This is a genomic window from Streptomyces sp. NBC_01352, assembly GCF_036237295.1.
GTDB classification, from domain to species: Bacteria; Actinomycetota; Actinomycetes; order Streptomycetales; family Streptomycetaceae; genus Streptomyces; species Streptomyces plumbiresistens.
The window spans coordinates 3035912-3058080 of record NZ_CP108354.1; the positions used below are offsets into that span (position 1 = coordinate 3035912).

General features: G+C 71.5%; 16 protein-coding genes. 3 read left to right on the top strand and 13 right to left on the bottom strand.

The features are described from left to right. Nucleotides 1-11: 11 nt before the first annotated feature. From OG252_RS14325 to OG252_RS14355, 7 genes are all read right to left on the bottom strand, one after another. Nucleotides 12-164: a hypothetical protein gene (locus OG252_RS14325; RefSeq protein WP_266432535.1), complete on the bottom strand. Its 153-nt coding sequence runs from the start codon at nucleotides 162-164 to the stop codon at nucleotides 12-14. An 11-nt stretch (nucleotides 165-175) separates the two neighbouring features. Further along, nucleotides 176-889: a hyaluronoglucosaminidase gene (locus OG252_RS14330; RefSeq protein ID WP_266432537.1), complete on the bottom strand. Its 714-nt coding sequence runs from the start codon at nucleotides 887-889 to the stop codon at nucleotides 176-178. 41 nt (nucleotides 890-930) lie between these two features. Next, nucleotides 931-2898, bottom strand: a complete 1968-nt coding sequence (locus tag OG252_RS14335; protein WP_266432539.1) for a PIG-L family deacetylase — start codon at nucleotides 2896-2898, stop codon at nucleotides 931-933. Nucleotides 2899-2985: 87 nt separating this feature from the next. Continuing rightward, complete coding sequence (locus OG252_RS14340; protein ID WP_329336421.1) at nucleotides 2986-5082, bottom strand: glycosyltransferase family 4 protein; 2097 nt, start codon at nucleotides 5080-5082, stop codon at nucleotides 2986-2988. Then, a complete protein-coding gene (locus tag OG252_RS14345) occupies nucleotides 5079-6854 on the bottom strand; it encodes a stealth family protein (RefSeq protein ID WP_406496076.1) in 1776 nt (591 codons plus the stop codon). Before OG252_RS14345 ends, OG252_RS14340 begins: the two co-directional genes overlap by 4 nt. Continuing rightward, complete coding sequence (locus OG252_RS14350; protein WP_329336423.1) at nucleotides 6851-8473, bottom strand: sugar phosphotransferase; 1623 nt, start codon at nucleotides 8471-8473, stop codon at nucleotides 6851-6853. Before OG252_RS14350 ends, OG252_RS14345 begins: the two co-directional genes overlap by 4 nt. A 15-nt stretch (nucleotides 8474-8488) precedes the next feature. Then, the gene (locus OG252_RS14355; protein WP_329336425.1) at nucleotides 8489-10117 is read right to left on the bottom strand and encodes a stealth family protein; all 1629 of its coding nucleotides are present in this window, start codon (nucleotides 10115-10117) and stop codon (nucleotides 8489-8491) included. A 446-nt stretch (nucleotides 10118-10563) separates the two neighbouring features. On the opposite strand from OG252_RS14355, the gene OG252_RS14360 reads away from it, so the two are divergent. Next, nucleotides 10564-11649, top strand: a complete 1086-nt coding sequence (locus OG252_RS14360; protein WP_266432548.1) for an LCP family protein — start codon at nucleotides 10564-10566, stop codon at nucleotides 11647-11649. A 24-nt stretch (nucleotides 11650-11673) separates the two neighbouring features. Here OG252_RS14360 and OG252_RS14365 read toward each other — a convergent pair whose 3' ends face one another. Both OG252_RS14365 and OG252_RS14370 read right to left on the bottom strand, forming a co-directional pair. Then, nucleotides 11674-12795, bottom strand: coding sequence for a hypothetical protein (locus tag OG252_RS14365; RefSeq protein WP_266432550.1), 1122 nt, complete (start codon nucleotides 12793-12795; stop codon nucleotides 11674-11676). 191 nt (nucleotides 12796-12986) lie between these two features. Further along, nucleotides 12987-14003, bottom strand: coding sequence for a hypothetical protein (locus tag OG252_RS14370; RefSeq protein WP_329336428.1), 1017 nt, complete (start codon nucleotides 14001-14003; stop codon nucleotides 12987-12989). Nucleotides 14004-14139: 136 nt separating this feature from the next. Here OG252_RS14370 and OG252_RS14375 point away from each other — a divergent pair, with 136 nt between their 5' ends. Both OG252_RS14375 and OG252_RS14380 read left to right on the top strand, forming a co-directional pair. After that, the gene (locus OG252_RS14375; RefSeq protein ID WP_329336430.1) at nucleotides 14140-15030 is read left to right on the top strand and encodes an NAD(P)-dependent oxidoreductase; all 891 of its coding nucleotides are present in this window, start codon (nucleotides 14140-14142) and stop codon (nucleotides 15028-15030) included. A gap of 62 nt (nucleotides 15031-15092) precedes the next feature. Then, nucleotides 15093-15467, top strand: coding sequence for an NTP pyrophosphohydrolase (locus OG252_RS14380; RefSeq protein ID WP_329336431.1), 375 nt, complete (start codon nucleotides 15093-15095; stop codon nucleotides 15465-15467). 739 nt (nucleotides 15468-16206) lie between these two features. Here the strand turns inward: OG252_RS14380 and OG252_RS14385 are convergent. The 4 genes from OG252_RS14385 to OG252_RS14400 form a co-directional block, all read right to left on the bottom strand. Further along, nucleotides 16207-17730: an amino acid permease gene (locus OG252_RS14385; protein WP_329336433.1), complete on the bottom strand. Its 1524-nt coding sequence runs from the start codon at nucleotides 17728-17730 to the stop codon at nucleotides 16207-16209. Between the two features lie 138 nt (nucleotides 17731-17868). After that, nucleotides 17869-19797: a 1-deoxy-D-xylulose-5-phosphate synthase gene (dxs, locus tag OG252_RS14390; RefSeq protein ID WP_266432560.1), complete on the bottom strand. Its 1929-nt coding sequence runs from the start codon at nucleotides 19795-19797 to the stop codon at nucleotides 17869-17871. Nucleotides 19798-20055: 258 nt separating this feature from the next. Then, entirely contained in the window at nucleotides 20056-21375 is a 1320-nt protein-coding gene (locus OG252_RS14395; RefSeq protein WP_266432562.1) for a sugar ABC transporter permease, read from the bottom strand. Next, on the bottom strand, nucleotides 21372-22163 hold the full coding sequence (locus OG252_RS14400; protein ID WP_266432564.1) for an ATP-binding cassette domain-containing protein: 792 nt from the start codon (nucleotides 22161-22163) through the stop codon (nucleotides 21372-21374). Before OG252_RS14400 ends, OG252_RS14395 begins: the two co-directional genes overlap by 4 nt. Nucleotides 22164-22169: the final 6 nt, after the last annotated feature.

The window sequence follows — 22169 nt, forward strand, 5'->3', positions numbered from 1 at the left end:
GGGCCCTCTTCTCATACGGTCTCGACGTCCCCTTCGGAGGCGGCGAGCCGCGCCTGCAACTCGGCGTTCTGTGCTTCCAGGGCGACGATCCGCTTGCGTGCGAAGTACAGCTCGATGACCGCGTCCTGGAACTCGGCGACAAGCTGTTCGGGGGTCAGTTCCATCGTGCCGCGCCCTACGCCGGTGCCAGTTCGGTTTTCGTGCCGTCGCCGCCCTTCCAGAACAGCTTGCCGTCCTGGGCGTAGAGGGAGCCGCCACCGGCGTAGGCGGGCGCGTTGTTCGGGACCGCGGCGACGTTCGCGAGCCGCACCGCGCCCTCGGCGAGGATGGCGGACGGGGCGCCGGTGCCGGCGACCACGTGCAGCTGGGACTGCGGGGTGGCGCCGCGGCCGATGCCGATACCGGTCCGGCCGCTGCCCCTGACGATGAAGTCGTCCAGGCCGGGGTTGTTCCGCAGGGCGATCAGGGCACCCGTGGTCGGGCCGGTGCTGTTGTACACGTAGATGCCCTTGGCCGCGGTACCGCCCTCGTCGACGGCTCCGGTGGTCTTCAGGTCGATCGACAGCGCGGCGGCGTCGGCGTCCGAGCCGTCGAGGTAGCCGTTGTGGGAGATCTTCAGGGTGCCGTGCCGTGTCTCCTTGCCGGAGAGGTGCATCGCCGAGTTGTCCGGGTTCACCGAGGTCACGTTCAGGGCGGCCGCGGAAGTTCCGGATGTTGCACCGCAATTGATGGTCACCGTGTAGTCGGTCGTCGACGTGCTCCAGAAGTTGGCCGGCGAGGCGTAGTCCGTGTACCCCGCCGCGGCCGACGCCGTCTGTGCGCCGCCGGCGGCGACGGTCACCGCGCCCGCGGTGAAACCGCCCAGGAAAACTCTTCGTCCAACTGGCATGGATCTGCTCGCTTTCGGTGTCGGTTGATGGAGCGATTGCGTCAGGGACGCCAAGGTCCCAGCGGACTGCCCGCCGTCGGAGCGAGCTGGCGGCGGGTGTGCAGTTTCCCGTCCGTCCCGATGACGGCGACGACCAGCGCGCCCGTCGCGTCGTACGCCATCGCCGGAGCGTGGGCGAACATCTCGCCGGACTCGTGCCAGTGCGTGCCGGAGACGTCCTTGTCCCGGTCGGGCAGCGAGACGACGAGCCGGCCGCGGCTGCCGCGGTGGGCCAGGAAGGCCTCCCGGGCGCCGCGTTCGGGCGCCCACAGCGCGGCGACGGCGCCGGTGCCGCCGTGGCCGCCGACTCCGGCGCCGGAACCGGGCCAGCGGCCGTCGGCGTGCTGGCGGTAGGCCATGACCTGCTGGGTGCCGGCCTCCCGGAAGTAGAGGCAGGTGCGGCCGCCGCCCGAGTCGACGGCGGTGATCCCGCCGGTCGCCGGCCGGCCGGTCTTGAGGGTGTCGTCGAGCAGGAAGGCACCGCCGGGCTCGGTCTGGTGCCAGCGCCACACCGAGTTCTTCCCCGGCACGTACAGCTCGACGGTCCCGCGCTCGGTGGTCAGGGCGGTGCCCGCGTCCTGGACGAAGCTGCCGCCGAGGTTCTCCCACGGGGCCCAGCCGCCGTCGGTGTCCCGGCGGCGGAGGCTGATGCCCTGGTCGAAGTTGCGGACGAAGACATGCAGCCGGCCGGCCGCGTCGACGGCGGCCGAGGGCACACCCGCCTCGCGCTGGCGGCGGCCGTCGCCGTTCGCCCAGTCGGGGTTCTCCAGGGACTGCCAGCCGTTGAAGCCGTCGCCGCCGGGGTCCTGGGCCGTGTGCACGACGTCGACGGTCACTCCGCCGCCCACCACGTGCTGCCGGCGCAGGCCGACCAGCTCGGCCGGACCGCCGGGCAGCCCGGTCACGGCGAGCGTGGGCGCGATCCAGCCGTCGCCCAGGACGTAGGGCCCCTTCCAATCGCCGCTGCCAGGGCCGGTCTCCGTCCAGAAGGCGAGGCGGCCGGCCAGCACCCCGAAGGCGTTGAGCCGTCCGCCCGGGCCCACGCGCAGCCAGTTCGTGGTCGGCGAGTAGCGGTAGGCGGCGCTCATCATGTGCGTGCTGCGGAACGGGTCGGGCCCCAGCTGCCGGTCGCCGCAGGTCTGGCAGGTGCCGTGCGGGCAGACGGTGGGGGCGTCGAGACCGGCGTACGTCGCCAGGTACTCGGCCTTCTCGGTGGCCGCGGCCGAGTCCAGGTTGTAGCCCCAGAAGCGGTTGGCGTAGGCGCGGTAGTGCTCGACGACCGGGTTGTGGCCGGCCTCGCGGTGCCGGGCCAGGGCGGCGAGCGCGAACTGGGCGGTGGTGGTGTGGTCGACGTGGTCGGAACACACGAACTCCGGTCGCCCGCCGTCGTGTTCGGGGTCGGGGTCCATCGTGCGCACCGTGGTCGGCCGGAGGTGTCCGAGCAGGGCGGCCAGTCCGCCGATCACCTGCTCGCGGCTGACGTGCTGCACCTCGCCCACGGTGCAGCCGTGCACCGGGAGCGTGGCCTGGGTGCGCAGGGCGCCCTCCCAGAGTTCGTGGAGCCGGGTGCGGGTGCCGCGCTCGGTGGGCGCGCCCATGTGCAGCTGGAGGAAGTACAGGCTGACATGGTCGTGGCCGACGAGCGTGAACCGCTCCGCGGCGAACCCGGGCACCAGGTCCACGGGCTCGCGCTGCCAGGGGTGGTCGCGGTTGCCGGTGGCCATGCGGGCGTACGCGGAGCGCAGTCCGCAGCCCCGCTCGGTGCTGTAGCGGGTGAAGTCCGGTGGCACCGCGCGCCGTTGGGGCTCGTTGGTGTCGACGTTGATGCCGTCGCCCTCGCCCGCGGTGAGGACCACCGTGGCGGTCCGGTCACCGTCCTGGAGGGAGCGGACCAGGTCGGGATTCATGAAGTACAGGTCGTCGTCCTGGTGCGCGACGACATGGAGGACGGTTCGGGTCACGGCGGTCATCGGGCCTCCTCGGCCGGGTGCGTCGCGGTCATCTGGGTCGTCGTGTTCATCGGGCCCTTCCGGCCGTCTCGTCGGTGCGGGTGGTGTTCATCGGTCGACCACGTTCATGGCCATCGCCCCCGAGGCCGAGCAGTACGGCCGTACCCACACGGGCCGGGCCGGGTGGACCACCGCGTACGCCGAGGGCTCGTCGCCGACCAGCGGGACGGACGGGTAGACGTACGCGCCCTTGACGTCGGGGAAGTCCTCCAGCACATGGCACACGCGCACCTTGCGCCGGTCGAAGGGGTCGGGTTGCAGCCACCAGTCCCAGTCCTCCCAGCGTTCCAGCCGGTGGTCGACGACTCTGCGCAGGGGTGCCTCGGCCCGGAACGCCTGGCGGCCGGTGACCTGCACGGGCACGGAGAAGCTCTGTCGGTGCCGGCCGCGGCGGCTGACGATGAACAGCGCGCCGGCCTCGATCCGGCGTCCGCCGCACAGCACACCGCGCAGGGTGACGGCGCCGTCGCCGACGTCGACGCCGGTGCACTCGGCGTGTTCCTCGCGCAGGACCGTGCGCAGCATCAGCCGGCCGTTCGGCTGGGCGTAGGGAAGGTTCCAGCCGATGGGGCCGGACGGCGGGCGGGCGATCAGACGGGCGCGGGCGTCGATGAGGGCGCGGGTGTCGCGGACGCCGGCCTTCATGTGGACGTTGGAGGTCTTGGGGGCGCCCATGGTCACCTGCCAGCGTCCGTCGCCGAGTTCGTCGAGGGCCGACGGGGTGAGGACGGCGCTGTAGTGGGTGCCGCCGTTGTCGAGGTCCTTGCGCGAGGTGCGCAGGGGCAGGTCGGGGCGGCGTACGCCGTCGACGGGCTTGTGCCGCAGGACGAACTGCCAGCGGCGGCGGCCCTCGGCGGGCCCGTCGGCGCTGAACCGCAGCCAGCCGGCGTCGTCGGCGGTGACGTCGACGACGGCCGCGCCGAGGGCGGCCGGCTCCACGGTGAGCTGGTCGGCGCCGGTCCTGCGGCCCGCGGCGGGTGCGCGGTAGCCGCGCTCGGCGGCGGCGCGGCGGCGGGCGGCGTCCTCGAAGAGCTCCAGGTAGCGGTCGGCCACGGCGGCCGGGTCGTAGCGGGCGGCGTTGCGCAGGGCGGCGGCGCCCATGGTGCGGCGCAGCGGCTCGTCGGCCATGAGGCGGCGCAGGCCCCAGGCGATGCCCTCGACCTCGCCGTTGGGCACCAGGAAGCCGTCCTCGCCGTCGCGCAGGATCTCGCGGGGGCCGACGGGACAGTCGGTGGAGACCACGGGCAGGCCGCAGCGCATCGCCTCGACCAGGGTCATGCCGAAGGACTCGGCGCTGGAGGTGACGGCCGCGATGGAGCCCTTGGCCCACTCCGACTCGATCGGGGAGAAGCCGCCCATGAGCAACGCCCGCCCGGTCAGGCCGAGGTCGGTGACGAGGGAGCGCAGCTTGCCGGCCTCGCCGCCGTCGCCGTAGATGCGCAGCTGCCAGTCGGGGAACTCCTCGGCCAGGGTGGAGAAGGCGCGGATGAGGAGGTCGTACCGCTTGATCTGGTGCATGCGGCCGGCGCTGACCACGACCCTGCGGGTGCCGTCGGAGGGGGCGACGGCCGGCTCGGGCACGCTGTTGGGGATGCCGACGACGGGGATGCCGGGGATCGGGGTGTTCTCCATGAAGGAGCGGGCGTCGGCCTCGGTGACGGTCGTGATGGCGTCCAGGCGCGGGTAGACCCGGGCCATCTCCGCGCGCACCGCCGGCGGGATGGCCAGGTGGGTCATGTGCTCCTGGGCGACGCGCAGGGCGCCGTCGCGGGTGTGGGCGGCGACGAAGAGGTTGAGGCTGGGCCGGGTGCCGACGACGACGTCGGCGGTCGTCTTCTCCAGGTCACGGATGATGCGGCCGTCGGTGAACCGGCTGTACTGGGCGTAGAACTCCTCCTGGCGCGGCACCACCTCGCTCGGTTCGTCGCTGCCGGCGGCGTCGCGGTCGGCGGAGCCGGGGCGCAGGTCGACCAGGGCGCGGACGGTGATGCGCGGGGAGATCTCGAACTTGGTGGCGGTGGCGCGCCGGAACACCGAGACGATCTCCACCTCGTGACGGACGGCGAGCGCCTCGGCGAGGTTGATGACGGTGCGGTTGGTGCCGCCGATGCCGTAGATGTTGTTGATCAGGAAGGAGATCTTCACCGGACCTCACGCTCCTTGTGTCCGTCCTTCCATTCGAAGGGGCTCGGCACGGGGTAGTAGGACTCCAGAAAGCGGCGGAGCATCGCCGTCTGACGGTCGGTGTCGTGGCCGTCGGAGAGGGTGTCGTTGATGCAGAACGCCTGCCGGTTGCGGCGGGCGAGCAGGATGCCGAGCCGGCGCTGGATCTCCGGTCTGGCGAGGTCGAGGTAGGCGAAGCTGATGTTCGAGGGCACGGCCCGGCCGGTGAAGTAGGCGTAGTAGTGGTACAGCGAGGAGGGGATGGAGATGTCGGTGGCGCTGCGGAACCGGCTGTGCGAGGTACGCAGGTGTTCGTCGGCGAAGGTGTGCTCGATCTCCTGCAGGACGCTGCGGCGCAGCGCGTAGGGGGCGTGCCGCAGCTTCTGCACGATGGCGGTGCCGAAGTGCTCCTGGAGGAGCCGCCGGTTGTTCTTGCCGGCCGCGTCGACCGGGCGGTCGACGGGGCTCGGGTCCCAGCGGGGCACCTGGGACGGCGAGAAGAAGGTGCGGGTCATGCCGTTGGACAGGAAGAAGTCGCCGGGAGTGACCGGGCTGCCGAGGAACATGTCGTCGTTGAAGTACAGGAAGTGCTCGGCCAGGCCCTTGATGTGGTGCAGCCGGCTCTCGATGGCGTGCGAGTTGAAGGTGGGCAGCGCCGCCGGGTCCTCGAAGATCTCCGTGTGGTCGACGACCGTGACGCGCGGGTGGCTGTCGTTGAGCCAGACCGGGCGCTGTCGGTCCGTCACCAGGAAGACGTGGCGCACCCAGGGGGCGTTCTGCTCCAGCGCGCGCAGCGAGTAGCGCAGTTCGTCGCGGCTGATGTAGCGGGCCGCGTTGGCGGACTCGGTGTGGTAGCCGCCCTCGCCGTAGCCGCCACGTCGGTGCTGCCAGGCGGGGTCGCTGCCGTCGACCCAGGTGTAGACGACGTCGATGGGGAACCGCACGTCCTCGGGCAGCGGGTCGGCGCACGGCCGGATGGTGCGCACCGAGCGGGTGCGGCGGGTGTGCAGGGCGGCGAAACCCGTGAGGCGGCTGACCGGGACGGTGACCCGGGGTTCGTCGAGGGCGACGTCCTCGGTGACACGGTTGGGCCGCGGGGCCCGCAGGCGTCCCTCCTCGGGCCGCCAGAACTCGATGTCGCAGCCGTGTTCCAGGCCCAGCAACAGGGAGCCGGCCGGGTCGCTCCACATCATGCCGACGCGCAGTACGGCGGCCGTGTCGGCGAGGTGGCGGCCGGGCCGGGAGCCGGCCAGCGCCGTCCGCCCCTGGGCGGCCTCGCCCCGGCAGGCGCGCAGGTAGACGGGGCTGTGCTCGGCGCAGCGCCGCAGCGCCTCGGCGACCCGGTCCCGGTCGCCCTCGGCGACGGCGAGGCAGGAGCGGAAGTCGGAGGTGCCGCGGATCGCGAAGTAGTCGACGCCGGCCTTTTCCAGGGCGGTGACGACGAGTTCGAGGTTGGCCTCGCGCAGCCCGAGCGGCGAGACGGTCGGCCGGACCAGGGCGATCCGGGCGCTGTGTCCGGCGAGCGCGGCGAGCCGCTCGCCGGGTCCGAACAGGTGCGGCCAGCGGCGGCGGGCCCGGATGCCGCGGATCACGCGGGTCACCAGGCCGAAGGCGTGCAGCCGGCGCAGCAGGTGTTTGAGCGCCATGCGCAGCCGGAGCGGGACCCGGCGCGCGATACGGCGTCTCAGCCCGGCGGGGATCAGGGTGCGGTACGCCCCGACCGCGGCGGTTGCCTCGGGGTTGCCCATGCTCACGGCCGGTGGTCCGCCTTGTCGGAGGAGTGGGAGGCGTCCTGCTCGAAGACGCTCGGGACGGGGAGGTAGCGGCGCAGGAACCGCACGACCGCCTTGGTGCCGCCCCGGGTGCGCGCCTCTTCCGTGCCGAGCCCGAGGAACTGGATCTGCTGGGTGTCGCGGCGGACGAGGAGCCGGGTGAGGTGGGAGGCGATGCCGGGCAGCGCGCCGTGCAGCGTCACGGACGCCTCCCCGGAGGGTTCGGCGAGTCCGGCGGTGTGCCCGACGTGGTGGACGACGCCGTCCACGGGGTGGGTGCCGGGGACGACGGGCAGCCGCTGCCCGTCGTCGAGGGGCAGCGGGGCGGCCCCGCTGCCGGCGAGCCGGGCGAGGGTCTCGACGCGGTGCGGCTGCGGGCCGTGCGCGTAGCCGTGGGAGGCGACCCGGCCGGTGGCGGAGTACGCGGCGCGGGTCCACGGTGCGAAGGACTCCTGGGCGTTCCAGGGGCCGCGCCGGGGCCGGGTCGAGCCGTTCGGCGTGAAGTAGTCGAAGGGGCGGACCGGCCGGCCGAACAGGGCGCCGGGGCGCAGCAGCAGGAAGTGCTCGGCGAGGTCGGGCAGTTGGTGCAGGTACCACTCGGTGCCCGGCCGGGTGCGGACCACGCTGAGCCGGTCGCCGGCCTTCAGCCAGGCGGGCGGCTCGGCCTCGGCGACCACGTGGACGACGTCCACCCAGGGCGCGTACTGGTGCAGGGAGCGCAGCGCGGCGCGCAGCAGTTCCTCGCCCCAGGGGGTCGGGTGCTGCCACAGCAGGACCGCGTCGACGGGGAAGGTGATCTCTTCGAGGCGCAGGACGTCGAAGGTCTCCAGGGTGATCGTCGGCTCCAGGTCGCCGTCGATGTCGGCGTAGCCGCACAGCCGGTCGATGCCGATCTCGACGCCGGGCGCGTCGCTGGGCACGGATCGCTGGACCCGGTTGGGGCGGGGGCCGACGAGACGTTCCTGGGGCAGTTTCGTGTCGGTGGTCCAGAACTCGATCTCGACGCCCTGGTCCTCACCGGTCCACAGGTGCTCCGTGGGGTCGGTGCGCAGCCAGGTCAGACGGATGACCTTGGCCTTGGCGTAGTGCTTCCACGCCTTCACATGGCTGCCCGGGATGTCCGAGGTGTCGTTCTGCGCCGGAGACACGGAGACCACGTAGCCCGTATGTTCCTCCAGCAACGCGCGTAGCACCCGGCGGACGGCGCCCTTGTCGTGCTGGTCGACGGCCAGGCAGATGCGGCGGTCGTCGAGCGCGGGTACGGCGAACCAGGGGATGTCGGCGGTGTCGAGGGCCTGGGTGACCAGGTCGTGGTCGAGCCGGCGGGCCAGGTCGACGGTGAGTCCGGTGTGGACGTGGCCGAGCCTGCCGTCGGGTGCCTTGGTACGGCGCTCGGAGCGGCCGAACTCCGCCTTGCGCACCCGGCGCAGGGCACGGCGGTGCAGCCGTGCCTCGCGCCGGCCGAGGGTCCGGGCCAGCTGCCGCTTGACCTTGCGTCGTACGCCGACCGGCACCGTGGTGGTCGCGGCGGCGCGCACCGGCTGGGGGACGAACCGTTTGTAGACCTGGGCTGCGGAGCTCATGGACGTCGGGTCCGACACGTCATGAACTCCGTTTCATCGCTCGTGGGGGCTGGGGGTGGGGAAGTAGGAATCGAGGAAGCCGTCCAGCAGCTCCTGCTGGGCCTCGATGTCCTCGGGCGTGGAGAAGGCGTCGTTGAGACAGAAGGTGTCCTGGTCACGTCCGTCGAGCAGGCGTTGCAGCCGGTCGGCGAGGTCGGGCACGGCGAGCTGGAGGTAGGTGAAGGGCATCGAGCCGGGCTGGGCCCGTCCGGTCAGCGCCGCGTAGTAGAGCGCGAAGGACGAGGTCGGCGACAGGTCGGTCATCGCCCGGAACCTGCTGGCCGAGGTGCGCGCCCAGGCCTCGGGGAAGTCGCGTTCGGCCTCCTCCATCGCGGAGCGGCGCAGCGCGTACGGGATGTGCTCCATGGGCTGGGTGATCACTCTGCCGAAGCGTTCGAGCAGCAGGGCGCGGTTGTTCTTGCACGCGGCGTCGACCGGGGTGTCGGTCTCCGCGACCGGTCCCTGCGGGATGCGGTTGCGCGAGGGGAAGTAGCGCGCCGTGCCGGTGGGGGTGAAGAAGGCGTGCGGGGCCACCGGGCGGCCCATGAACATGTCGTCGTTGAAGTACAGGAAGTGCTCGGCCAGGCCCTCGATGTGGTGCAACTGGCTCTCGATCGAGTGCGAGTTGAAGGTCGGCAGGTCCGCCGGGTTGCGGAAGATCTCCCGGTGCGTGGCGATGCGCAGCCCGGGCACGTCCTCGCGCAGCCAGGGCGGCACCTGGTCGTCGGTGACGATGTAGATGTTGCGGATCCACGGCGCGAACAGGTGGATCGAGCGCACCGAGTAGCGCAGTTCGTCGCGGCTGATGAAGCGGGCGTCGCTCGCCGACTCGGCGTGGTAGACCTCGCCCTTGGCCTGTGCCTTGCGCTGCTTCCAGGCCGGGTCGTCGCCGTCGACCCAGGTGTAGACGGCGTCGACGGGGAAGGCGATGTCGTCGGCGCAGTGCACCAGGAACTCGGGGCGGGTGGCCAGGGCGGGCGCGAGCGGGGCCGGGGTCCAGTCCGACACGAAGCGGCTGAACAGCCGGGCGGCGCCCAGCACGTTCCCCCCGTCGGCGGCGACGGCCCAGGTGGCGCGGTTGGCGCGGGGCGCGACCAGGTGGGTGCCGTGCCGTTGCCAGAACTCGATCGCGCAGCCGTACTCGTGACCGAGCAGCAGGTGCCGGCCCGGGTCGGTGCGGTACCAGCTGATCTGCAGGATCCGGGCGCCGTTGACCGTGCGCCAGGCCTTGGCGTCCCGCGAGGAGACGGGCTTGGCGGGCCGCGGCGCGTCCGGGTCGATCACGCTCAGGTGCCCCGGGAACTGGCTCAGCCCGCGGAACACCACGGCCAGCACCCGGTCCCGGTCCTCCTCGGCGACGGCGATCACCGTGCCGTGGTCGGAGGTGCCGCGGACGGCGAAGTGGGCCACACCGGCCGTGTCGAGCAGGGCGGTGAGCGCGGAGCGGTTGGCCTCGCGGGCCGCCAGCGGAGTGAGTCCCGGCTCGACGTAGACGTCGCCGTGCTCGGGGGTGAAGGTCGTGGGCCCGGCCGCGGCCGGCCGCGGGTGTCCCCCCTCGCCCCGCCCGGTGCCGACGTCTGTGCCCGGCACCTGCTGGACGACGTGATCAGATACGGCCGTCACGCCGCCACCCTTCACGGCCCGACGCTCGCAGCACCTCAGCCACTCCCCCTCGTTCCCCACCCGGCACGAGGCCGGGTGAGCACAGTGGTCACCCGCCCTCGTGCCCCCCGGCTCGAATCCGCGACCACACTCCGCCGACTGTGTCGTCGGCGTTTCATTCACACCTAAGATTTAACCTTCACAGGTCCGGCACATCATCACCGTGCGTTCACACAGCTGTCAACGGCAATCACAAGTAACCCAAAACACACGGTCATGCGTGCAACCATTGAACATCCGGAATCAGACGGGTTAACGGACACCCGCCACCGCCCCACCCGGAAATCCGTCTATAGTTCGGGCACATCACGGCGTTCACCGCCGCGCGGCCCGGCCCCTCTCCCCGCACTCGTGCCCCCCACGTACGGACCAGGCAACGAGCCATTTGAGCGAGAGAGGACCGAGGCATGACACATGCCCCGACGGACACCAGCCCCCGCAGATCCAGGCGAGCGCCGTCGGGCCGCAGGGCCGCCGCACCGCGCCGACGCCGCGTGGGCCGCTGGGTGGCGCTGGGCCTGGTCACCGTCGTACTGGCCGCGGGCGGCACCGGCTACTGGCTCTACCGGGACCTCGACGGCAACATCAAGGGCGTCGACATCAACGACGCGATCGGCGGCAAACGGCCCGAGAAACTGCCCACCTCCGGCCAGAACATCCTGGTCCTGGGCTCCGACTCGCGCGCCGGCGCCAACGCCGCCCTGGACGGCGGCAAGGTCTCCGGGGCGCGCTCCGACACCGCGCTGGTGATGCACATACCCGAGGGCCGCACGAAGGCCGTCGCCGTCAGTATCCCGCGCGACACCCTGGTCACCCGTCCCACGTGCGCGAAGTCCGACGGCAGCGAGGTCGCCTCGGCGCAGCGGGTGATGTTCAACTCGATCTACTCGCAGGTCGGTCCGGCCTGCGTGGTCAAGACCGTGGAGCAGATGTCCGGGGTCCGCATGGACCACTACATGGAGATCGACTTCGCCGGCTTCAAGGGCCTCGTGGACGCCATCGGCGGCGTGACCGTCACCCTCGAGGAACCGATCAAGGACGGCAACAGCGGCCTGGACCTCGGCTCCGGCACCCACCGGCTGAACGGCACCGAGTCCCTGCAGTTCGTGCGCACCCGGTACGGCCACGGCGACGGCAGCGACCTCGGCCGCATCGGCCTCCAGCAGAAGTTCATGATCGCCCTGCTCTCCGAGATCAAGCAGCAGGACCTGCTGGGCAGCCCCACCAAGACGTTCAAGATCGCCAACGAGCTCACCGAGTCCCTCACCACCGACTCCGAGCTCGCCTCCCTCACCCAGCTCGCCGAGTTCGGCCGCAGCATGAACGGGGTCGACCCGGCCACCATGGAGACGATCATGCTGCCGGTGAAGTACGACGAGCAGGACCCCAACCGGGTGGTCGCCGCCCAGCCGCAGGCCGAACAGCTGTGGGAGGCGCTGCGCAAGGACGAGGACGTACCGGAGTCGGCCAAGAAGTCACCGGCCGGGGGCTGAGGGTCCCGCGGGCCCTGTCGGCCGTCAGACGCGGATCGACGGGGCCAGCGAGAACCCCGGCTCAGGGGTCTGCCGGGAGATGTGCAGCGCGCCGTCCTGGCCGAGCACGGCGAGCACGACACGGCCGTGGCCGTCGAGCGCCAACGCCGGGGCGCCCAGGGAGCGTTCACCGGTGGGCGACCACCACACGCCCCCCTGCTCGTTCTCGGTGCCGAACGCGGCGAACATGACCTGCCCGTCGAGATCGCGGTGGGCCAGCAGCGTGCAGTCGTAGCCGTCGAGGGTCGCGCGCAGCACCGCGACCGGATCCCCCGACGGGGCGCCGCCGAGCGGGATCACCCAGCCGCCGGGACGGTGTGCGACCAGCCCGCCCGTGTCGGGATCGGCCCAGTAGTACGTCGCCCGGTCGGGCCCGGTCGACAGGACACTCGCCGTGCCCGGCGCCACCCGGACCGGGATGTTCGGCTCCGGCCCGAAGTCGCCGTCGGGCTCGGCCTGGCGCCACCACATGGCGGCCTGCTCACCGCCGGCCAGCAGCTCGATGCGCCCGGTGTCGTGGGCGACCGCGGCGAGTCCGTCCCGTACGCCGCTGCCCGTGAGGTCCTTCCACGGCTCCCACTTCCCACTGGGGGCCTCCCGGCGCAGCATCACCCCTCGACCTGCGTTGCGCGCGAAGACGTGCACACGGCCCGACGTGCCGACCGCGGCCACCGGAACGCCGAAGCGGGCCGCCTTCTCGCGGTCCTGGTGGGGATTGCCGAGCGAGCGCCACTCGGTGACGGGGCGGCCGGTCTGGTACTGGACGGCGTGCACCACGTCGACGGCGGGCGGGCCGTCGCCCTTGGCGACCTCGCGCCGGCCGAGGAAGTGGACGTAGGTGTCGCTGCCCTGGGCGAGGTACAGGTGGGTCAGATTCGCGACCGGGAAGAAGTCGGGGCCCGTCCAGGCCGGGCCGCCCGGCCGGACCTCGGTCCACCGCAGCAGGCCCGCCCGGGTGCGGGCGTAGGCGGTCAGACGGCCGTCCTTGCCGAGGGTCAGCCAGCGGCCGTCCACGGTGCCCTGCGCCGCGTGGTCCTCGGCCGCCGTGCGCTCGACGGCCTCGGCCGTTCTCCCGCGGGGCGCGGCGCGCCCGGATCTGGTCCGCATGACGTGACCTGCCCCTTCCGTGACGCTCGGCCGGCTGACCTGCCAGTCCCGAACCTGTGTACGGGGCCGAGCTGGCCCATCATAGAATGAGCGTTCGGTGAACAACGCATGGCGACCCTGTGCAGGACGCGCGCCCCTGGAGCCCGGCCGTCGGCCGTTCGCCGATGGCGGGCGCCTGCCGAGGGTCGCTCTCACACCTGCCGCCAGGCCTCCAGCGCCAGGCCCGGCTCCGCCTTGCGGCGGGTGAGGAGCAGCTGCCCGTTCGACGGGGACAGCGTCGCCGCGACGACCCGGTCGTCCTCGTCGACGGCCAGGCACACCTCGGCGTCCGCGGGGAGCTGGGGCCCCGACTCGGTCCACCAGGCGCCCGCCGACTCCTGCTCGGTGGGGTACGCGGCGAACGCCACCCGGCCGCTCGCGGAGCGCTGGGCGATCAACGTGCAGTCGTGGCCGTCGAGTTCGCAGCGGACGGCGGAGACCGGGCCGGGGCCCGCGGAGGCGAGGAGCGTGACCGGCTTGGCGCCGGGCCGCCAGGCGCACAGGTCCCCGGAGGTGTCGGCGAAGAAGAGGGTCGTGCTCTCCGGAGAGGTGGCGAGGGCGCGCAGGGTGCCGGGGCGCACAGGGGCCTCGATCGTCCCCTCCAGGACGGGCTGGGCGCCCGGCTTCTCCTGCCGCCAGTGCAGGATGCCGCCGGGGACGGCGGCGTACAGCTCGACGCGTCCGGACTCCCCCGTCACGGCCGCCAAGTCCTCTTGTACGCCGCTCCCCTTGAGGTCGCGCCAGGGGTCCCAGCCGCCCTTCTCCTTCTGGGCGACCAAGCTCACGCCGCCGCCCTTGTTCCGTACGAAGACATGGGCGCGGCCCTGCGCGTCGACCGCGACGGCGGGCGTGCCGGTGCGGGCGCCCTTCTTGTTGGGGTGCCCGATCGACAGCCAGTCGAGGGCGGCGAGCCGGGGCCGGAAGTGCGTGGAGTGCACCAGGGCACACTCGCCGGAGGCGGTGGGCCGCCAGGAGACCAGATGGGAGTAGCCGTCGGCGCCCTGGCCGACCGCGAGCACGGGCTGCAGCTTCTGGTCGCCGCCCACCCGGCGGGCGGGTTCCCACGACCCGCCGGGCCCGCGCTCCGCGCGGCACAGGACGGCGTCGCCCGCGGGCAGATACACACTGAGGCGGCCGTCTCGGCCGCGTAGGAGCCAGTCGCCGTTCACCGGTTCACTCTAAGCGGAGGGGGTTTTTCGACACCGCCTGGCCCCGGGTGCGGGGAGGCGCCCCGACGGCTTCCGCCCCGATCGGGCAGGCTGGTCGGCAGCAGTCGGCACCGTACGAGGACAGGAAGTTGACGTCATGACCGACACCCGCACCGTGAGCGTTCTCGGCACCGGGATCATGGGGGCCGCGATGGCCCGCAACCTCGTCCGCGCCGGACACACCGTCCGGGCCTGGAACCGCACCCGTGACAAGGCCGAGCCCCTCGCCGCCGACGGCGCGTACGTCGCCGACACCCCCGCCGAGGCGGTGCGGGGTGCCGACGTCGTCTTGACCATGCTGTACGACGGTCCCGCCGCCCTGGACGTGATGCGCGCGGCGGTGCCCGGCCTGCGTCCCGGCGTCGCCTGGGCGCAGTCGACGACCGCGGGCATCGAGGCGATCGGCGAACTGGCCGACTTCGCCCGCGAGCACCACCTGGTCTTCTTCGACGCGCCGGTGCTGGGCACCCGGCAGCCCGCGGAGGCGGGCCGACTGACCGTGCTGGCCGCCGGACCGGACGAGGGCCGGGCCGCGGTGACGCCGGTCTTCGACGCGGTCGGCGCCCGGACGGTGTGGACCGGCGAGGACGGCGCGGCCGGCTCCGCCACGCGGCTGAAGCTGGTGGCCAACAGCTGGGTCATCGCCGCCACCGCGGCGACCGGCGAGGTGCTGGCCCTCGCCCAGGCCCTCGACGTCGACCCGCAGGACTTCTTCGACCTCATCGCGGGCGGCCCGCTCGACATGGGCTATCTGCACGCCAAGGCCGCGCTCGTCCTGGAGGACCGGCTCTCGCCCGCCCAGTTCGGGGTGGCCACCGCCGCCAAGGACGCCCGTCTCATCGTCCAGGCGGGCGAGCGGAACGGCGTACGGCTGGACGTGGCGGTCGCGAGCGCGGAGCGGCTGGAGCGGGCCGCCGCGCAGGGGCACGCCGACGAGGACATGGTGGCGGCGTACTTCGCGAGCTTCGACGAGAAGCGCGAGGACTGAACAGAAGCGGGAGGACTGAACAGGCAACCGAGTCTTCCATCGGCCGTGGGACCCTGGCCGGTATGGACGACAACGCCCCCCTGCTCGTGATCGTGGACGCCGCGAACGTCGTCGGGTCGGTGCCCGACGGGTGGTGGCGGGACCGGCGGGGGGCCGCGGAGCGGTTGCGGGACCGGCTGGCGGCGGACGGGGTGCCGGGGCGTTCCGGGGCGGTGGAGATCGTCCTCGTCGTCGAGGGCGCGGCCCGTGGCGTGGAGCCGGTACCGGGGGTTCGAGTGGAAGCCGCGCCGGGGAGCGGGGACGACCACATCGTGGCCCTGGCGGGCCAGGCGGGCGACCGTCCGGTGCTGGTCGTGACGGCGGACCGCGAACTGCGGCGCCGGGTCGGCGAGTTGGGGGCCGAGGTAGCAGGTCCACGGACCGTCAGGCCGACCTGACCAACAACGCGCCCGAGCCTCCGCTTCCTAGGGCCCGGACATTCGCAGCCCGCAGCACCGACTGGTCACCGCCCAGTGCCGGACGGAACAACGGACCACGAACTACGGTGTCAGGTCAGCCAGTTGAGAGCCGACGTGGCAGGTCCACGGACCGTCAGGCCGACCTGACCAACAACGCGCCCGAGCCTCCGCTTCCTAGGGCCCGGACATTCGCAGCCCGCAGCACCGACGAGTGACCGCCCAGTGCCGGACGGAACAACGGACCACGAACTACGGTGTCAGGTCAGCCAGTTGAGAGCCGACGTGGCAGGTCCACGGACCGTCAGGCCGACCTGACCAACAACGCGCCCGAGCCTCCGCTTCCTAGGGCCCGGACATTCGCAGCCCGCAGCACCGACTGGTCACCGCCCAGTGCCGGACGGAACAACGGACCACGAACTACGGTGTCAGGTCAGCCAGTTGAGAGCCGACGTGGCAGGTCCACGGACCGTCAGGCCGACCTGACCAACAACGCGCCCGAGCCTCCGCTTCCTAGGGCCCGGACATTCGCAGCCCGCAGCACCGACGAGTGACCGCCCAGTGCCGGACGGAACAACGGACCGCGAACTGCGGCGCCGGGTCGGCGAGTTGGGGGGCCGAGGTAGCAGGTTCACGGACCGTGAGGCCGGTCTGACGAACGACGCGCCCGGGCCTCCGTTTCCGGGGGCCCGGGCGTTCGTGGTCCGGCAGTGCCGGTGGATCAGCCCTCGTTGCCGTTCGGTGGCTTCGCGATCTGGCCGACCTCGGTCTCCTGCTGCCGGCCGAGACGGCTGTGGGAGCGGCCGTAGAGGAAGTACACGACGAAACCGGCCGCCATCCAGATGGCGAACCGCAGCCAGGTCTCGGCGGGCAGGTTGAGCATCAGCCACAGCGAGGCGCACACCGACAGGATCGGGATGAACGGCACCCACGGGGTGCGGAAGGCCCGGTGCAGGTCGGGGCGGGACTTGCGAAGGATGATCACGCCGATCGCGACGACCACGAAGGCGAACAGCGTGCCGATGTTCACCAGCTCGGCGAGTTCGCTCAGCGGGGTGAAACCGGCGAGGACCGCGATGAGCACGCCCAGCAGGATGGTCGGCCGGTGCGGGGTCTTGAACCGCGGGTGGACCTGCGAGAAGAAGCGGGGCAGCAGTCCGTCGCGGCTCATCGCGAAGAAGACGCGGGTCTGGCCCAGCAGCAGGATCATGCAGACGGTCGTGAGGCCGACGGCGGCGCCGAAGCTGATGAAGCCCGCGTACCAGGGGTGTCCGGTGGCCTTGAAGGCGTCGGCGAGCGGGGCGGTGATGGACAGCTCGCTGTAGTGCTGCATACCGGTCACGACGATCGACACCAGGACGTACAGCGTGGTGCAGATGATGAGCGAGCCGATGATGCCGCGGGGCATGTCCCGCTGCGGGTTCTTGGTCTCCTCGGCGGCCGTGGCGACGACGTCGAACCCGATGAAGGCGAAGAAGACGACCGAGGCGGCCGTGAAGATGCCCATCACGCCGAAGTTGGAGGGCGCCCAGCCGAACATCAGCTGGATGAGCGGGGACTGGAGACTGTCGCCGGCCGGCACCTCCTGCGCCTTCGGGATGAACGGGTCGTAGTTGTCGCCCTTGATGAAGAAGGCCCCGGCGATGATCACCGTCAGGACGACCGTCACCTTGATGGCGACGACCAGCGAGGTGACACGCGCGGAGAGCTTGGTGCCGAGCACCAGGATGGCGGTGAGCACCAGGACGAGCGCGGCGGCGAGGATGTCGAAGCCGAAGCCGTCGGCCCCGTCTCTGCCGCTGAGCGCCTCCGGCAGCTGCCACCCGGCGTTGTCCATCAGCGAGGCGACGTAGCCGGACCAGCCGACGGCGACCACCGCCGTGCCGAGCGCGAACTCCAGGACCAGGTCCCAGCCGATGATCCAGGCGGGCAGTTCACCGAGTGAGGCGTACGAGAAGGTGTACGCCGAGCCGGCCACCGGGACGGTGGAGGCGAACTCGGCGTAGCAGAGCGCGGCGAGCGCGCAGACCACCCCGGCCGCCACGAAGGCCAGGGCTACGGCGGGACCGGCATTGTTCCTGGCCACCGTGCCGGTCAGTACGAAGATGCCGGTGCCGATGATGACACCGACGCCGAAGACGGTCAGATCCAGCGCGGACAAGGATTTCTTGAGCGCGTGCTCTGGCTCCTCGGTATCGAGGATGGACTGCTCGACCTTCTTCGTCCGGAAGAGGGTGCTGCTCACGGGCGTACCTCCCACGCTTTGTCGTCCTCGACATGATCGAGAGGGGGCGTAGTGCGTATGCCCCGACGCGGGCGGATTCACGCGAATGGGCCGCTCGTACCACTGTGAAGGGTGGTACGAACGGCCCATTCGGGGGTGTCAGTCGCGCGCGGGCTCCACCGAGTCGACCTCGGCCGCCGTGCTGCCGTACTTGCCGTCCAGCCTGGAGACCAGGCCGGTGACCTGGCGGGCGATGTCGGGGGCCGTGAGGCCGATCTCCGCCATCACCTCGGCGCGGGAGGCGTGGTCGAGGAAACGCGGCGGGATGCCGAAGTCGCGCAGCGGGATGTCGACGCCCGCGTCGCGCAGGGCCTGCGCGATCGTGGAACCGACACCGCCGACGCGGGAGTTGTCCTCGACGGTGACGACCACGCGGTGGCGCTCGGCGAGCGGGGCCATGGCCTCGTCGACGGGCTTGACCCAGCGCGGGTCGACGACGGTGGTGGAGATGCCCTGCTTGTCGAGGAGGTTCGCGATCTCCAGGCACATGGGCGCCAGCGCGCCCACGGAGACGAGGAGCACGTCCGGGGTGTCGGTGCCGGGCTCGCGCAGCACGTCCATGCCGCCGACGCGGCCCACGGCGGGGACCGCGGGGCCGACGGCGCCCTTGGAGAAGCGGACCACGGTCGGCGCGTCGTCGACGGCGACGGCCTCGCGCAGCTGGGCGCGGACCTGGTCGGCGTCGCGCGGGGCGGCCAGCCGCAGCCCCGGTACGACCTGGAGGATCGACATGTCCCACATGCCGTTGTGGGAGGCGCCGTCGGTGCCGGTGACGCCGGCCCGGTCCAGGACGAACGTCACCCCGCACTTGTGCAGGGCGACGTCCATGAGGACCTGGTCGAAGGCACGGTTGAGGAAGGTGGCGTACACCGCGAACACCGGATGCACACCACCCGTGGCGAGGCCCGCCGCGGAGACGGCGGCGTGCTGCTCGGCGATGCCGACGTCGTAGACCCGCTCCGGGAAGGCCTTGGCGAACTTGTCGAGACCGACCGGCTGCAGCATGGCGGCCGTGATCGCGACGATGTCCTCGCGCTCCTTGCCGAGCTCGACCATCTCCTCGCCGAACACGGAGGTCCAGTCGGCGCCGGAGCTGGAGATCGGCAGGCCGGTGTCGGGGTGGATCTTGCCGACGGCGTGGAAGCGGTCCGCCTCGTCCTGGAGGGCGGGCTGGTAGCCGCGGCCCTTCTCGGTGAGGCAGTGCACGATGACCGGGCCGCCGAAGCGCTTGGCACGGGCCAGCGCGGACTCCAGGGCCTCGATGTCGTGGCCGTCGATCGGGCCGACGTACTTCAGGCCGAGGTCCTCGAACATGCCCTGGGGGGCGATGAAGTCCTTGAGGCCCTTCTTGGCCCCGTGCAGGGTCTCGTACAGCGGCCTGCCGACGACGGGCGTCCGCTCCAGGACCTCCTTGGTGCGGGCGAGGAACCGCTCGTACCCGTCCGTCGTCCGCAGCGTCGCCAGGTGGTCGGCGAGGCCGCCGATGGTCGGCGCGTACGAGCGCTCGTTGTCGTTGACGACGATGACCAGCGGGCGGTCCTTGGCGGCCGCGATGTTGTTGAGCGCCTCCCAGGCCATGCCGCCGGTCAGCGCCCCGTCACCGATCACGGCGACCACGTGGTCGTCGCGTTTGAGGATCTGGTGGGACTTGGCGATGCCGTCGGCCCAGCCGAGGACCGTCGAGGCGTGGCTGTTCTCGATGACGTCGTGCTCGGACTCGGCCTGCGAGGGGTAGCCCGAGAGGCCGCCCTTCATCTTCAGCCTCGAGAAGTCCTGACGGCCGGTGAGCAGCTTGTGCACGTAGGACTGGTGTCCGGTGTCCCAGAGCACCTTGTCCTTCGGCGAGTCGAACACCCGGTGCAGGGCGATGGTGAGCTCGACCACACCGAGGTTGGGGCCGAGGTGGCCGCCGGTCTTGGAGACGGCGTCGACGAGGAAGTTCCGGATCTCCTCGGCCAGCTGGTCCAGCTGCTCCAGGCTGAGCCGGTCCAGATCGCGCGGTCCCCTGATGCGGGTCAGCAGCGGCACCCGTGCCTCCTTGCAGTAGAGCTGTTGCCGGGCTTGTCGAGTCTAATGTTCCGCCTTCGTGGCCCGCGCCCGGGCGGTGCGTGATACGTCACGCGATCGGCTGTACCCAAGTTGTGCCGGTCCTACGACATGGCTGTTGCCCGGCACTTTTTCAGTGCCGGGCAACTGAGGCGCCCTCCAGGGGCGCGGGGAACTGCGCGACCAGCCCCAACGGACCGGCACCCGCAATCCGAGCCGCACCCCTACGGCGCGACCGCGCTACGCGCGCCCCGCAGCCTTCTGACTCCGACGCGAGACGGAGTCGATGACAACCGCACCCAGCAGAACCGCACCCGTGATCATGTACTGGATCGACGTGTTCATGTTCAGCAGGTCCAGACCGGTCTGGATCGACTGGATGACCAGCATGCCCAGCAGCGCGGACCACACCGTGCCCCGCCCACCGAAGAGGCTGGTACCACCGATGACCGCCGCGGCGATCGCCAGCATCAGCGTGTTGCCGCCACCGGCGTTCAGCGTGGCGCTCTGCGTCTGCCCGGCGAAGAACATGCCGCCGACCGCCGCGAAGCCACCTGCGATGGCGAACACGGTGATACGGATCATGGACACGTTGATACCGGCACGGCGGGCCGCCTCGATGCCGCCGCCGACCGCGAAGACCTTGCGGCCGTACGGCGTACGCCGCAGCACGAAGTCCACGATCACCAGCGACGCGAGGAAGATCACCAGCGCGTTGGACACACCGGCGGCCTGGTTCAGGACGTAGGCGGAGACGAACGCGGCCACCGCGAGGGCACCGACCCGCAGCGCGATCTCACTGGTGGGCCGGAAGGGCACACCGGCGGCACGACGGCGGCGCTGGTCCATGAGCGAGCCGTAGAGCATGGAGGCGACACCGAGGCCGGCGAGCAGGTAGCCGCCGATGACGGCCTGGTCCATGAAGAACGAGCTCTGGCCGAACAGGTGCACCGGACCCTCGTCCGGGATGTTGATGGTGCCGCTCTCACCGAGCAGCCACAGCATCAGACCGTTCCAGCCCAGGAAGCCCGCCAGGGTCACCACGAAGGCCGGAACGCCGATCCTGGCGAAGAACCAGCCGTGCAGGGCGCCGATCCCGACACCGGTGACCACGGTCAGCACCAGGGCCAGCCACGAGTTCACCCCGTGGTCGACCACGAAGACGGCGAACAGTGTGGACGCCAGGCCGCTGACGGAGCCGACGGACAGGTCGATCTCACCCAGCAGCAGCACGAACACCAGGCCGATGGCGAGCATGCCGGTGGCCGAGAGGTAGTAGCTGATGTTGGACAGGTTGTCGGCGCTGAGGAACCGGTCGTTCTGCAGCTGGAAGATCGTCCAGATGACGATCAGGCCGATGACGACGGGCAGGGAGCCGAGCTCGCCGCCCTTCATCTTCCGCTTGAACTCGGTGACGTAGCCCTTGAGGCCCTCTTCGCGGATCAGCAGCCGCGGGTCGAGGACGGTGACCGGGGCGGCCGTGGGGTCGTCGGCCGGAGCGACGGTGGCCTGGGAGGCCGGCTCCGGATCCTGCTTCACGGTCTTGGACGTGTCGCTCACTTTGCCGCCTCCGTGGTGCGACGCCCGGCACGACGGGTCACGGCGTTCTCCGTGGCCCCGGTGATCGCGGCGATGATCTCTTCGTGGGTGGTGTCCTTCACCGGGAAGGACCCGTTGTTCTTGCCCAGGCGCAGGACGGCGACGGTGTCCGCGACCGCCTTCACGTCGGCCATGTTGTGGCTGATGAGGATGACGCCGAGGTCGCGCTCACGCAGCCGCTCGACCAGGTCGAGGACCTGCGCGGTCTGCTCGACACCCAGGGCGGCGGTGGGCTCGTCGAGGATGACGATCTTCGGGTCGCCGATCAGCGCGCGGGCGATCGCGACGACCTGGCGCTGACCGCCGGAGAGGCTGGCGATCGGGATGCGCACGCTCGGGATGCGGATGGAGAGGGTGCTCAGCAGCTCGCGGGCGTTCTTCTCCATCGTGACCTCGTCGATGACACCGCGGTGCAGCAGCTCACGGCCGAGGTAGAGGTTGCCGACGACATCGAGGTTGTCGCACAGCGCGAGGTCCTGGTAGACGGTCGCGACGCCGAGTCCCTGGGCGTCGTGCGGCTTGTTGATGCTGACCGGCTTGCCGTCCCACTCGATGATGCCCTCATCGATGGGGTGCACGCCGGCGATCGTCTTGACCAGGGTGGACTTTCCTGCGCCGTTGTCGCCCACCAGGGCGACCACTTCTCCGGCGTGGACCTCCAGTTCGACGTCGGTGAGGGCCTGCACCGCACCGAATCGCTTGGAGACTCCGCGCAACGCCAACACGGGCGTAGCGGACACGTGAACCATCTCCTT